Origin of the sequence: Chryseobacterium nakagawai (assembly GCF_900637665.1) — a bacterium.
Lineage (GTDB): Bacteria > Bacteroidota > Bacteroidia > Flavobacteriales > Weeksellaceae > Chryseobacterium > Chryseobacterium nakagawai.
Window position 1 is genome coordinate 3371714 of record NZ_LR134386.1, and the last position, 15289, is coordinate 3387002.

Here is a 15289-nt window from a genome sequence, read left to right on the forward strand (position 1 = left end):
TTGAATTACAGGTGCTGTAACAATTCTAAATAAAAGAGCACCCACGCAAGCTGAATTAACAGTTAAAATGACCACCTTATTTCAATTATTTATTTAGAAACTGTATATTTTCTTCATGCCCTTTTTTCAGATACATTGCCGTAAAAACGAGTGCTTTTTCTTTTGAGGCATTATCAAAATGAAGAATGTTAACATTTTTAGGTTCATAGAAAGCATCTCCTTCATGAAGAATAATACTTTCTTCTCCTTCTATCTGAAAAATTACCTCTCCGGATTTGATAATTCCGATAACCGGACATGGGTGTAAATGTTTGGGAGCAGTCTCCCCTCCCGGCATTGTTATTTCCTGAACTTCAGCAGTAGTGACTTTTTGATTCATTGGAGCTTTCAATAATTCTTTTCTGGCTATCCGGCTTTTCTGAGCCATGACCGTTATAGAAAACAGCATGAAAGCAATACATGGAATTATTTTCTTCATAAGGCTTTGTGCTATTAATTATTTATAAATTAGATCCAATAATACCCTTTCATACTCATCTAGAATAATATTTTTGGAAAATCTGGATTTAATGGAGTTCTTTATCGCATCACGATTATAGTTCTCATGCATTACTTTTATGATTTGCTGCGCAAAATCCTCGTAATTTTCAATATTAGCAATCTCTCCATTCACATTATGCTGAATGATCTCATTGATTCCTCCCGGACAATTATTGGCTAAAGAATAGGTTCCACAGGCTCCTGCTTCCAGCAGTACATTGGGAAAACCTTCATACCTTGAAGAAAGAATAAACAGGTCTGCATACTTTAAGAACTGATAAGGATTTTCCTGTCTGCCATGGAAAATAACATTTTTTAATCCTAAAAATTCCTTCATCTGAAGCAGCACTTCTCTATCCTTTCCATCTCCCAGAATATGAAGCATGATATTTTCATTTTTCAGCCTTGAAAACACTTTCAATAAGTTATCAAATCCTTTTCTGGCTGATAGATTTCCAATGGCCACTACATTCTTATAATTGTATTTAAAACCTTCGGGCTTTAGGGATGTTCTCAGTTTTTCATCAATAAAATCAAAATCCACCGGATTGTTAATCTTAACGATTTTTTTCTTTTTAATATTAAAATTATCCACCAAATCCTTCATCATATCATCACTTTGCGCAATGATTTTCTGATAGTTATTATAAAAATGATAGAAGAATTTAATTTCTTTTCTTGTAACATGCTGGGTAACTACATTCGTTTCCCTTGCAATGAATTTCGTTCTTGGGAAAAGTTTGATAAACAACGATAAGTAAGCATTTACTTCTCCAAAACCGGAAAATACAATATCTGGTCTTCTTCGGTAAATTTCTCCCAAAATAGGTTTTAAAGAATGTCTGATCCTTTCAGTATTAATGTCAATAATTTCAACATCTTTTTTCAAAAAATCAAGATATCCGCCCTGTTTACGCAATAGCAAAATCTTAGGTTCAAAACGATCCCTGGAAAGATGATTTGCTATGGTGGTAACTATCCTTTCTGCGCCTCCGGTTTCTAAGTCCGGCAGAATAAATATGACAGATATTTTTTTCATCAGTTAAAGTTACTAAAAAGTTTAATTACAAGTCAAATATTCCTTTTAGCATTGCTGGTAAAACAATCTCAATTTTTAAATATATATTGGTTGGCATTCGCAAAGACGCGAAGATTATAGAATAGGTGAATGCTATAAGGCGCAAAGATTTTATCTCCGATAAAATTGTATACTGTTAAAATCTACTTTTATCTTTAAATATCATTAATCATCTTATTTGTAAAATCTATGTGCCTATGCGATTTAAAAAATTTCGAACCATATAGACACATAGAATATTATAATGTATATATAAACTTTCAAAAAAAATGAGTTAGAATGTAAAAAGAAATTCGTGCATTAGTGGCAAGAAAATTCACAATTTCATCATCCTAAAAATAGTTTTCAAAGAACCATCCAGTACACAGAATTGAATCCAGTTTAGATCTAGCTTCAGGATGTTCTGATACCCATTTCTCTAATTCAGCATTATTTTTTATACTATCATGTACAGGAATGCTGATATAAAGAGCATTATTATGAATATTATTCTTTAAATATAATACCAAAAATCTTTTATCGACATTTTGTGGTCCCCTTAGAAAAAGGCATCTCTCCATCACATCGTCCTTTATATTCTTTATTATCTACCTTAAATAGGTAAAGATAATTATAACCAGTACCTCTTCCATATGGTTTAATTTCATGAATTGTATACCCATAGCATATTCTCTGGTTTTCTGATAGTTTTTCCTGAAAAGTAGTCGTAAATAAATGATCCCTATTATGACAAAAAATAAAATTACAAGGTATTTTTAAAAAAAAATTGCATTCAGTATAATTATAATTGCATTCGTTTTTACTAAACTATAACAAAAAAGCTCTTCCATTGAAGAGCTTTTAATATTTTTTTCTTATTTCATTCCTTAGTTGGCAACGTCACTGATAAACTTAATTCTCAGCATTCTTACTTCTTCATCAGACAGTTCGTCTCCAAATTCGTCCAGCAAAATTTTCATGCTGTCACTTTCAGATTCGTTCATGAATTCCATAAAGCCGTCTACAATATCTTCGTCAAAATTATCTTCAATATAATAATCGATATTCAACTTGGTTCCCTGATAAACAATTCTTTCCATTTCTTTCAAAAGCTCATCCATAGAAAGATTTTTAGCTCTTGCAATATCTTCAAGATCAATCTTTTTATCAGTACTTTGGATAATGAAAACTTTGTGGCTGGATTTATTGGCCACCTGTTTCAATACCATATCCTGGGTACGTTCTATATTATTGTCCTCAACATAGGTTTTAATATAATCGGCGAATTCTTTACCATATTTTTTGGCTTTTCCTTCTCCTACTCCATAGATTTTGTTGATTTCATCTATCGTTATCGGATATTGAACGGTCATATCCTCCAAACTTGGATCCATAAATACCGTGTAAGGTGGAATTCCATGTTTTTTGGCTACTTTTTTTCTTAGTTCTTTTAAGAGGTTAAAAAGTTTTTGGTCTAAACCTCCTCCAGCTTGTTGCTGTAACTGATCGCTATCTGCCTTAGCTTGTGTAAGATCAAATTCTCTGTCTTCAGCAATTAAGAATGCTCCTTTGGATTTACCTGCTAACATCTGTCTTCCTTTTTCAGCAATCTTTAAAACACCATAAGTTTCAATATCTTTCTGTAAGAAATTTTGAACCGTTGCCTGTCTTAGGATGGTTTTCCAATAATTATCTTTTTCTTCTTTTCCAAAACCGAAATGAGGGTTCTGTTCCAGCTTATAAGACTTAGTAACCGCAGTTTCTTTACCTACAATAACAGAAATAAGATCTTTTGACTTGAATTTCTCTCCGGTATCATTAATCAGTTCAAGTGTCTTCATTAAGTCAGAAGTAGCATCTTTTAATTTGGGAGGATTGAATGAATTATCACACATTTGAGCTCCGTCACCTTTTACCGGATCGAAGATTTCTCCAAAATAATAAAGAATATACTGTCTTCGGCTCATGGATGTTTCAGCATAACCTACCACTTCATTCAAAAGCTGTAATCCGATTTCTCTTTCGGACACCGGTTTTTGAGCCAGAAACTTTTCCAGTTTTTCAATATCTTTAGGATCATAGAATGCCAGACAATGACCTTCGCCACCATCTCTTCCAGCCCTCCCTGTTTCCTGATAATAACTTTCCAGTGATTTAGGAAAGTCGTAGTGAATTACAAAACGTACATCCGGTTTGTCGATTCCCATCCCAAAAGCAATGGTTGCTACAATGACATCCACCTCTTCCATCAGGAATTTATCCTGATTGGCCACCCTCACTTTCTGATCAAGACCGGCATGATAAGGAAGGGCATTAATTCCGTTAACCTGCAAAAGCTGGGCAAATTCTTCCACTTTTCTTCTGCTCAGACAATAGACAATCCCTGATTTTCCTTTATGCTGATTGATAAATTTAACAATCTCCTTATCTATATTAATTTTAGGACATACCTCATAATATAGGTTTGGCCGGTTGAAACTTTCTTTAAAGACCAAAGCATTGGTCATCCCCAGCGTTTTCTGAATATCATCCTGAACCTTTGGCGTAGCTGTTGCCGTAAGGGCGATTACCGGTACATTGGCAATCTTATCAATAATCTGTTTAAGGTTCCTGTATTCCGGTCTAAAATCATGTCCCCACTCTGAAATACAGTGAGCCTCATCAATAGCAAAGAAAGAAATCTTAACTTCTTTTAAAAAGTCCAGATAATCATCTTTTATCAATGATTCAGGAGCGACATACAAAAGCTTGGTTTTCCCACTTTTAATATCGTCAAAAACCTGTTTTGTCTGTGTCTTGTTTAATGATGAATTTAATACATGCGCTACCCCGTCATCGGATGAAAGCCCGTTTACGGCATCCACCTGATTCTTCATTAGCGCTATTAAAGGTGAAACAACAATTGCTGTTCCCTCCGAAATAAGTGCCGGAAGCTGATAACATAATGATTTACCACCACCTGTAGGCATCAAAACAAATATATCCTTCCCATTCAATAGGTTTTCTATGATCTGTTCCTGTTGTCCCTTAAATGTAGAAAACCCAAAATACTTTTTCAATTCGCCTGATAAATTGGCTTTTTTTGCGCTCATCTAATTTTCTATTGCTAAATTTGCATCTCACCCAAAGTTATAAAAATTCTGCTTAAAATAAAAGCGAACGAATTTATAAAAAATAAAATTTATATTAAATATTGTTTTTAAAATATAACGTTTTTTAGAAACTTTTTTGTATACCTTATTGTCATAAAATGGATAGAACCAACATTATATCAATTGCTAAAAGCACGTTAGAAATTGAAATTTCAGAATTAGAAAAATTAAAAAACAGAATTGACGACCAATTTGCCCAGGCTGTAGAAATTATTCACTCTGCTAAAGGAAAATTAATTGTAGTAGGAATTGGGAAATCTGCTCATGTAGGTAATAAAATCGTTGCTACCCTGAACTCTACAGGAACTCCATCACAATTTTTACATGCTTCAGAAGCGATTCATGGTGATCTGGGAGTGATCCAGAAACAGGATGTGGTACTTTGTATCTCCAATTCCGGAAATTCTCCTGAAATAGCAAATCTGGTTCCTTATTTGAGGGATTATTCTTCAGCATTGATCGGAATGACCGGAAACAAAAGCAGTAAACTTGCTGAATTTTCACAAATTATTCTGGATACCCATGTTGATGTAGAAGCTTGTCCTAATAAACTTGCTCCTACAAGTTCTACTACAATTCAAATGGCATTAGGAGACGCGCTTGCTGTAGCTTTAATGGAATTGAATGATTTCAAGGCGAATGATTTTGCAAAGTTCCACCCTGGAGGGAGTCTGGGTAAAAATCTGACTTCAAAGGTTGAACAGTTTCTTTCTTCACAGAAGCCTCAGGTTTCGGAAGAAGCTACCATTAGAGATGTCATTATTTCCATCAGCGCATCAAGCCATGGAATTACCGTTGTTACTAATGAAGATCAGATTATAGGAGTGATTACCGACGGGGATTTGAGAAGAATGCTGATGAAAGGAGAAGACATCACTAAAGTGTTGGCGAAAGACATTATGTCTGCAAACCCAAGAACTATTGAGAAGGATGCCCTTGCAAAAGAAGCCATGAAAATTTTAAAAGGCAATAATATCGGTCAGCTTGTAGTGACTGAAAATGGAAAATATTTCGGGATTATTGATCTGCATAAGTTGCTTGATGAAGGAATCAATTAATCACTGATTGTTATGATGAACCCTTTTCTAAAAGAACATATCCAGGAAATTGCTAATCTCACAGATAATGATTTTGAGATCATTCAAAGCTTTTTTGTAAAAAAAAGATTTCGGAAAAGGCAGTTTCTGATACAGGAGCACCAATCTGTATACGAAATTTTTCTGATAGAAAAAGGTATTCTTAAAAGCAGCTTCATAGATCATACAGGAAAAGAACATATTCTTCAGTTTGCCACTGCTAACTGGTGGATTTCTGATTTCGCAGGCTTTTTTAAGCAGGAAACCTCATCATTGGCTGTTGATTGCATTGAAGATGCTGAAGTACATGCCCTATCATTTGAAGATTTAAATATCCTTTGTTCAAAAGTTCCGGTGATGGAACATTTTTTCAGAGTAAAGTCTAATTTCGGCTACGTTGCCTTACAACAGAGGATTCTTTCGTTAATGAGTAAATCTGCCAAAGAACGTTATGAAGATTTTATAAAACAGTATCCAGGCTTTATAGATCATATTCCGAAACAGCTTATTGCAAGCTATCTGGGAGTTTCAAGAGAAACATTAAGCCGGTTATATTTATAAAGATGTGATATGTGTCACATCTTTTTTTTGAGGTATATCCTTATCATTGTGTTGTAAAAAGTCCAATCTTTGTTCTATAATTTTAAACAACAATATCAATGAAAAAGAAAGCATTAATCGTAGTGACAAGTGTGGAAAAATATCCTAGTATGGAAAGAGCAACCGGTCTATGGCTGGGCGAAGCAGTTCATTTTTATGAAAAACTGGAAGAAAAAGGTTATGAAATTGATTTTGTAAGCCCGAAAGGAGGGTATACTCCACTCGATCCTATTTCACTCCAAATGTTTGTACAGCCTGTAGACTGGAAATATTACGCTGATGAAATATTTAGAAATAAATTAGGAAATACTTTAAAACCAAGTGATATTAACCCTAAAGATTATAGTGTTATTTATTATGCAGGTGGACATGGAGTAGTTTGGGATTTTCCTGATAATACAGAATTACAGCAAATAGCGCGTAGCATATATGAAGATGGAGGGATTGTATCCTCTGTATGCCATGGAGCTGTAGCTCTTTTTAATATTACCCTTTCCAATGGAGAACTTCTGATTAAAGGAAAAACGGTAACCGGCTTTTCAAATTCAGAAGAAATTGCAGCAGAACTGGCAGATCATATGCCCTATCTTACGGAAGATGTATTGAAAAGCAAAGGCACTCATTATGTAAAAGCAGACCAGGATTTTGTTCCTTTCGCGGTAGCAGATGGAAATCTGGTAACAGGGCAAAATCCTCAATCCGGAGCTGCTGTAGCAGAAAAAGTATTGGAAATTCTGGAAAAATAACCTTAACCGAAATAGAACATAGCAGACCTCTTGAAATAATTGTTTTAAGGGGTCTGTTTTTGCATTGGGTCCTATCTTTATAAATAGGTCAACAATCTGTAACATCATCCTTAACAAATTCATGACTAATAAATTCTAAATACTGATTATTATTTCATAATTTCGCAAACTTAAACTGCTTACCTTTCCAAGGTGGAGTTTTTACAGATTCTATTATATGGACAATAACAAAGACATGTCCTTTCTTGGGCATATTGGAGAATTAAGAGGACATTTGGTCCGTTCGATTATTGCTATCATCATTGCAGCCTTTGCGGTTGGTTTCAATATCAATTGGATTATGGACCATATCTTTTTTGGACCTACCAGAAATGATTTCCCAACTTTCAAAATCGTTAATCATTTTTCGAGGATGATTTTGGGAGAAGACAGTATTCATCTTCCGAAAGATTTCCCCGTACGTGTACAAAGGTTGTATCAGCAGTTTAATGTGATGATGGCCGTTTCCGTTTTCGGTGGAATGGTAGCGGCATTTCCTTATATCGTTTGGGAGTTATGGCGTTTCATCGGCCCGGCTTTACATCCAAGGGAGAGAAAAAATTCTATCTATATCATTAATGCGGTATGGATGCTTTTTATGACCGGAGTTTTATGTGGTTACTTTTTAATTCTTCCTTTTGCGGTTAACTTTGGGGTAATTTTTAAAATTTCAGATATTATTGTCCCTCTTTATGACTTGAGTGATTATACAACATTGTTTTTACAGGTTGTTTTAGGAATGGGAGTCATTTTTCTATTTCCTATTTTAATATATTTTCTGACCAGTATCGGAATTCTTACTCCTATATTTATGAAGACCTATCGTCGTCATGCTATTGTGTTGATTATGGTAGTTGCAGCTATTATAACTCCAGCGGATGTATTAAGTATGCTGATGGCCGCTTTCCCATTACTTATCTTATATGAATTCAGTATTATGATGTGTACTTTTACCTATAAAAGAGTACAGAAAAGCAATGGAAATCTTCCTGTAGTACAGAAATAATCAGGATAAAACATTATAACAAATCAGCATCCGGTTTTCAATTTTGAAGACCGGATGTTTTTTTTAACTCTTTTTAAATCATTACTCTACATGTATTTTTTTCTTATAATCATCCTTATTTAATAAAAAAAAGCAATCCAATTTAAATTTATTAAAGGTTTATTTCTTTCATTCTGTTAAATTTAAAAATACAAACATTTTAACTAAAAATAACTAATGAAATAAGAATTTTTATACTATTTTTATACGAATAAATCTTAATCACGTAAAATATTATGAAAAAGAAAATTATTCTTGTTTTAACATTAGCCTTAAGTCTGGCCAGTTTGCAAGCGCAACGCTGGCAGCCTGTCTCAGAAAGAGTGGAACCTATAAGGAAAGAAGTCAATATTTTATACGCTTATAAAATGGATCTTAATTCTTTAAGAACTATATTAAAAGATGCACCGGAAGCCGGAAAAGGCGGAGTTCCTGTAATTGTTTCTATTCCTACAACAGACGGGAAAGTTGAAAGATTTTCTGTTTTCAGCTCTCCCGTGGTTGAAAAATCTATGGCAGATAGATATCAATTAGGAGCGTATTCAGGAGTTGGAGTGGATAATCCTAATAAACAGATCAGGTTCAGTACGGCTCCTAATGATTTTCAATCAATGATTTTTGATGCTAATACCGGAAAATATGAATTCATTGAGCCTGTTACCAAAGAAAAAGACATCTACGGTGTATTTTTCAAATCCAACAAAACCCAAGACGGAAGTGCTTTTGAGTGTACAACATCTGAGTCTGCAGGGGCTAAAAAGGAGATGAAACAACTTTTACAATCAAAAAAAGGAATAAGCAGCGCAGGAAGTATTAATAAAAATAATGATCAAAAATACCGTACCTACAGACTTGCTGTTTCTGTAAATGGGGAATACACTCAATTGGCCGGAGGCGTTCCGGGCGCTGCTGCACGTATTAATGCCACTATAAACAGAGTAAATGGTGTCTATGAAAAAGATTTAGGCATTCATTTAATTGTTCAGGATTTCCCACAAGTTATTTTTACAGATCCTGCTACAGATCCTTATTCTAATGTTATTTCCAATGCTAATGGTACCTTTAGTGCTCCTGGTGCATGGAACCTACAGGTTCAGCAAACACTGACCAATACTCCCGGCATAGGGAATGCAGCTTATGATGTTGGTCACTTCTTTGGTCATAGAGGCGGCGGCGGAAGTGCTGGCCGTGTAGGAAACGTATGTATAAATCCTGCCAGTAATAATGATGCAACATCAAAGGGGGCGGGAATCACTTCTCCAGCAATAGTAGATCAACCTTTTGGAGATACTTTTGATATTGACTATGTAGCCCATGAGCTGGGACACCAGTTTGGAGGACGTCATACAATGTCTGTTAATCAAAATCAAACAGATGTCCCAATAGAGCCAGGATCAGGATCTACCATTATGGGATATGCAGGAATTACAGCGGCAAATGTACAGATGAATTCGGATGCTTATTTCCACACTATCAATATTGAGCAGATACAAGCTTACGTAAATGGTAAAAATTGTGATATTAATGTTCCGGTTACCAACACTCCTCCGGTTATACAGCCGCTTGTTAATAAAATCATTCCAAAAGGAACTGCTTTTGTATTAACAGCCAGTGCAACTGATGCTCAAAATGATCCTATGACTTACACATGGGAGCAGTATGATATTTCCAACACTTTATTTAATGCTTTAAATTCAACCCGTACCAGCGGGGCTACTTTCAGATCTTGGCCTCCAACAACTTCACCTTCGCGTTATTTTCCAAAACTTGAAACTGTACTTACCGGAAATCTTACCACAGTACAGAACTGGGAGCTTTTACCAAGTGTAGCAAGGGTAATGAACTTTAAGGTAACAGTAAGAGATAATAATCCTAATCCTGCCCAACAACAAACACAGAGCAGTCTGATAAAATTGGATGTTGGGAATGATGGACCATTTAAAGTAACTTCTACCACTGTTTATAACAATATCGCCGGGGCCATTACCTGGGATGTTGTGAATACAAACAGTTCGCCTTATAATGTGCAGAATGTGAAAATAGACTATACTACAGACAATGGGGTAACATGGACTGTCATTACTCCATCTACTCCAAATGATGGAGTTGAACCTTTTTCATTTTCTTCACTTGCCACTAATTCAAATGTAAAAATTAGAGTAAGCGCTATAGACAATGTATTTTATGCAATAGGCAATGCTACTGTTTCTGCCTCATCCAGTCCATGTTCTTCTGCAGCACCTAACGGAATTGCTGCCTCTGGGGTAACAAGATCATCTGCCAATGTAAATTGGGCAGCTCTTCAGGATGCAACATACTCTTTAATGTATAGAAAAGTAGGAACCCCTACCTGGACAACACTTCCGACAGCTACAAACTCCTCTTTTATTTCCGGATTAGATCCTGCTACACAATATGAAGTACAAATTGCTAATGTATGTAACGCTACAGTAGGTACTTATTCATCTTCAACCAACTTTACAACCCTTCCTTTTATTTGCTCAGTGAGCGCAAATCCTGAAGATGAATTTATTTCTAATGTAACGGTAACTCCTACAGGTATGAATCCTATCTCCAATAATAGTGTTGGTTCACCATATACAGATTACACAACAGATCCTACAAAATTAATCACGCTTTCTAAAGGTTCAACCGGTAATACACTGAGTATATCCAAACAATGGACAAGTACTACTACTTATAATGAAGGAGTAACAGCATGGATAGACTTTAATAAAGACGGATATTTTGCTGATTCTGAAATTATTTTAACAACCCTTCCTAACAAAATAACTCCGGTAACAGGTACTTTCTCTGTACCTATGGATGCTTATACAGGAGGGAATGTGATTATGAGAGTTGTAATGGCATATGGCAGTCAACCACAAAACGGATGCAGCAGTCAGGATTATGGTGAAATTGAAGATTATCCTGTATTGATCCAACAACAGCTTTCTACCAGTGATACGGTAAAAGACAAAGCTTCCATTCAGATTTTCCCTAACCCGGCCAGTGATGTATTGAATGTAACTCAGGTTTCTCCTAAGGCACAATTCTCTATCACCAATATGGCAGGACAGAAAGTAATGAGTGGTCAAATCTCAGACAATAAGATCTCCGTTTCAAGATTAAGTACTGGAGCTTATGTCATTTCAATTGAAGATAAGGGAACCACTTCAAACCTGAAATTCATTAAAAAATAAAATTCCCACATCTATTTATAGTATAGCCCGGCATTAGTCGGGCTTTTTTGTATGTTTCAATATAATTTAGACTGTATTTTCATCTCATCGTTATCCGGCTGTTAATTTAATTTTATACTTTTGAAAAGATTATTAATTTAATTTTACATGAAAAAGCTGTCATACACACTTTTATTGATTTCCGGATTTGCTTTTGGGCAACTCTTTGAAAGAGATAAAGTTTATACCAAACAAGATACATTAAAAGGTTCCAATACTCCATTCAGAGATTTTTGGGATGTAAAAAAATATAATTTTTCCGTAGAACCTGATTTCGAACAGAAAAGTATTAAAGGAACAAATAAAATAAGTTTTGAGATCATAAAGAATGTTGCTAATCCTATATTTCAAATTGACCTTCAACAGCCTATGAAAGCTGGAAAAATTACAGCAAGCTTTCCTATTGCCAGCTCTAAACAGGATGGAGATTTTATATTTATAACAGCTAAGAAAAATTTTAAAAAAGGCGAGAAATATACTATTGATATTGATTATTCCGGAAATCCTAGAATTGCAAAGAATGCTCCTTGGGATGGTGGATGGGTTTTTACTCAAGATAAAAACGGAAACCCATGGATGAGTCCTGCTGTTCAAGGGATCGGGTCTTCCATCTGGCTTCCGACTAAAGATATCTGGAGTGATGAACCAGACAATGGAATCATTATGAAGATTATTACCCCAAATGATTTGGTAGGAGTTGGAAATGGAAGATTAATTGATAAAAAAACCAATGGAAACAAGACGGCCTATACCTGGGAAGTGAAAAACCCCATCAATGACTACTCTATCATTCCGAACATTGGTAAATATGTCAATTTTAAAGATACGTTTGATGGAGAAAAAGGAAAACTGGATCTGGATTACTGGGTACTTGATTATAATTTAGAAAAAGCAAAAAAACAGTTTGAGCAGGTAAAACCAATGCTTTCTGCATTTGAACACTGGTTTGGCCCTTATCCTTTCTATGAAGATTCTTATAAACTGGTAGATTCTCCTTATCTGGGCATGGAGCACCAAAGTAATGTAGCCTATGGAAATGATTACCAAAATGGTTACCGAGGAAAAGATCTTTCAGGAACAGGAATTGGTCTGAAATGGGATTATATCATCATTCACGAAAGTGGACACGAATGGTTTGCTAATAATATTACCGCAAAAGATGAGGCAGACATGTGGATCCATGAAAGTTTTACTATGTATTCCGAAGTTCTTTTTACAGAAAACTATCTTGATAAAAAGTCTGCTGACATTTATATAATAGGACTTAGAGGAAAAATCGATAATGATGTTCCTATTATCGGAAAGTATGGCGTAAGAAATGAAGGCAGCGGTGATATGTATCCGAAAGGAGCCAACATGCTTCATACGATAAGACAGGTCATTAATAATGATGAAAAATTCAGACAAATTTTAAGAGGCCTAGGTAAAGAGTTCTATCATCAGACAGTTACCACAAAGCAAATTGAAGATTATATTTCATCAAAATCCGGTATTGATTTTTCCACTGTATTTGATCAGTATCTCAGAACCATTAAAATCCCGACTCTTGAATACACTCAAAACGAGGACAGTCTGAAATTCAGGTATACGAATGTAGTGAAAAACCTGAAGCTTCCGATCATTATCAATGGTGATCAGACGATAAATCCAACTGAAGAATGGCAGACGGTAAAGCTAAAGAAAAGCACTCCGGTTGAATTGAACAAGAATTATTATATCAACTATCTGAGTGTTCAATAAATAACAAAGGCAAATTTGCAGATCAGCAGGTTTGCCTTTTTGTTTTTCTTAATTTTTTTTAAGAAAAGTTTAATACTTGATTCAGTAACAAAATGGAAAAATAAACAACTATTTAACTATAAATTTAAACCTAATGAGAAAAACAGCACTTAGCTTAGGCCTGTTTGCCGCTTTTTTAGCGAATGCCCAATCTATAAAAACCACTATTGACCTCGTTAATGTAAAAGATGATAAAGTAGCCGTTACGATGGAATTCCCGAAAATGAAATCGGGAGATATTAAATTTCATTTTCCGAAAACAGTTCCGGGAACTTATTCTGTAGATGATTACGGACGATTTATAGAAGGGATCAAATTTTATGATAATAAAGGAAAGGAATTAGCCTTCACAAAAGTTAATGACAATAGCTATTCATTGAAAAACGCTCAAAACCTGAGCAAAATCTCCTATCTTGTAAATGATAGCTTTGATGAAGAAATGGATACTTCAAAACATAAAGCTGTATTTTCTCCTTCAGGAACTGATATTGAGGCAGGAAAAGTGTATATGATCAATACCCACGGTTTTATCGGATATATTGAAAATATGCAGGATGTACCGTATCAGCTTGTTGTTCAAAAACCAACTGATTTTTACGGAACCACAGCATTGGTAGATCAGGATAAATCTGAATCTACAGACACCTATACGCTTTCCAATTATGCCAAGGTGACAGATTCTCCATTAATGTATACCAAACCGGATTATATTACCTTCAATGCAGGTGGAATGGATCTTGTGTTGGGAGTTTACTCTCCTACCGGAAAATATAAAGCAGCAGATTTTAAGGATAACCTTGAAAAAATGGTGGTAGCCCAAAAGAAATTCCTTGGGGATATGAATACCAATAAAAAGTACGCCATTATGCTTTATCTATCTGGTGGCGATGGTCCTATGGTAAAAGGTTTTGGAGCATTGGAGCACCATGAATCTACCAGTGTAGTACTTCCTGAAGCTATGCCTAAGGAAGCTATTGACCAAACTATTACAGATGTGGTTTCCCACGAATTCTTCCATACTGTTAATCCTTTGAAAACGCATTCTGAAGAAATCCATTATTTTAATTATGCAGACCCGAAAATGTCTCAGCATCTCTGGATGTACGAAGGCGGAACTGAATATTTTGCGAATTTATTCCAAATTCAGGAAGGGCTTATCAACAAGGATGAGTTTCTTAAAAGAATCGGAGAAAAGATTACCAACTCTAAAAACTACAATGATACCATGCCGTTTACGGTAATGAGTAAAAACGTACTGCAGGATGCCTACAAAGATCAGTACAGAAATGTCTATGAAAAAGGAGCTCTTTTAGCCATGTGCATGGATATTGAACTGAGAAAATTGTCCAATGGAGAAATGGGATACCGTGATATGATCAGAAAATTATCTCAAAGATTCGGTGAAAACAAACCGTTCAAAGATGATAAGCTGATTGATGAACTGGTAACTGTAACAGGGTATCCTCAGATAAAGGATTTTTATAATAAATATATTGCAGGAAGCCAGCCTACACCTTATGCAGAATATCTGAAAATGGTAGGTGTAGATGTTCACAAACAGGAAACAGCTCCTATCTTTTGGCTTATTAAAGACCCTAATCAAACAGGATATGATGATAAAAATAAAGCCCTGGCTTTCGATGAAAATTCTACTTTATCTCCATTTGCCAAAAGTATAGGATTTAAAATTACCGACCAGGTGCTTGCATTGGATGGAAAGACCATTGATATTCAAAAAATCCAAGACTTTATTGGGTATACCAGAACGATCAAGGATGGACAAGAAGTTACGGTAACTATTTTAAGAGACAATGCTGGTAAAAAAGAAAAAATGACTCTTAAAGGGAAAGCAATTCTGGATAAACTAAGCGTGGAAACGCTTCAATTCAAAGCTAATCCAAGTCCGGAAGAACTGAAACTACAAACTCAGTGGCTTACAGGCAAAAAATAATATAAAAGCGAGGGGCATTTCCTCGCTTTTGTTTTTTATTAGCAGCTATCTTAAAAAAAGTT

At 35.1% G+C, this 15289-nt stretch carries 10 protein-coding genes; 7 read left to right on the plus strand and 3 right to left on the minus strand.

Going from position 1 to position 15289, the window contains the following annotated elements; genetic code table 11:
* Positions 1 to 85: 85 nt before the first annotated feature.
* The 3 genes from EL260_RS15235 to recQ form a co-directional block, all read right to left on the minus strand.
* Complete coding sequence (locus EL260_RS15235) at positions 86 to 478, minus strand: cupin domain-containing protein (RefSeq protein ID WP_123856158.1); 393 nt, start codon at positions 476 to 478, stop codon at positions 86 to 88.
* Positions 479 to 496: 18 nt separating this feature from the next.
* A complete protein-coding gene (locus EL260_RS15240; RefSeq protein ID WP_123856159.1) occupies positions 497 to 1579 on the minus strand; it encodes a glycosyltransferase in 1083 nt (360 codons plus the stop codon).
* A gap of 905 nt (positions 1580 to 2484) precedes the next feature.
* Positions 2485 to 4689 carry a DNA helicase RecQ gene (gene recQ / locus EL260_RS15245; protein ID WP_123856160.1) on the minus strand — a complete coding sequence of 735 codons (2205 nt, stop codon included), beginning with the start codon at positions 4687 to 4689 and terminating at the stop codon, positions 2485 to 2487.
* 158 nt (positions 4690 to 4847) lie between these two features.
* On the opposite strand from recQ, the gene EL260_RS15250 reads away from it, so the two are divergent.
* From EL260_RS15250 to EL260_RS15280, 7 genes are all read left to right on the plus strand, one after another.
* Positions 4848 to 5807 carry a KpsF/GutQ family sugar-phosphate isomerase gene (locus tag EL260_RS15250; RefSeq protein WP_123856161.1) on the plus strand — a complete coding sequence of 320 codons (960 nt, stop codon included), beginning with the start codon at positions 4848 to 4850 and terminating at the stop codon, positions 5805 to 5807.
* A 12-nt stretch (positions 5808 to 5819) separates the two neighbouring features.
* Positions 5820 to 6386, plus strand: a complete 567-nt coding sequence (locus tag EL260_RS15255; RefSeq protein WP_317126509.1) for a Crp/Fnr family transcriptional regulator — start codon at positions 5820 to 5822, stop codon at positions 6384 to 6386.
* Between the two features lie 98 nt (positions 6387 to 6484).
* Positions 6485 to 7171, plus strand: coding sequence for a type 1 glutamine amidotransferase domain-containing protein (locus EL260_RS15260; RefSeq protein ID WP_123856162.1), 687 nt, complete (start codon positions 6485 to 6487; stop codon positions 7169 to 7171).
* A gap of 217 nt (positions 7172 to 7388) precedes the next feature.
* Positions 7389 to 8216, plus strand: coding sequence for a twin-arginine translocase subunit TatC (gene tatC / locus EL260_RS15265; RefSeq protein ID WP_123856163.1), 828 nt, complete (start codon positions 7389 to 7391; stop codon positions 8214 to 8216).
* A gap of 275 nt (positions 8217 to 8491) precedes the next feature.
* Positions 8492 to 11458: a reprolysin-like metallopeptidase gene (locus EL260_RS15270; RefSeq protein WP_123856164.1), complete on the plus strand. Its 2967-nt coding sequence runs from the start codon at positions 8492 to 8494 to the stop codon at positions 11456 to 11458.
* A gap of 147 nt (positions 11459 to 11605) precedes the next feature.
* Positions 11606 to 13237: a M1 family metallopeptidase gene (locus EL260_RS15275; RefSeq protein WP_123856165.1), complete on the plus strand. Its 1632-nt coding sequence runs from the start codon at positions 11606 to 11608 to the stop codon at positions 13235 to 13237.
* 133 nt (positions 13238 to 13370) lie between these two features.
* Entirely contained in the window at positions 13371 to 15227 is a 1857-nt protein-coding gene (locus tag EL260_RS15280; protein ID WP_123856166.1) for a M61 family metallopeptidase, read from the plus strand.
* The last annotated feature ends 62 nt before the right edge of the window (positions 15228 to 15289 follow it).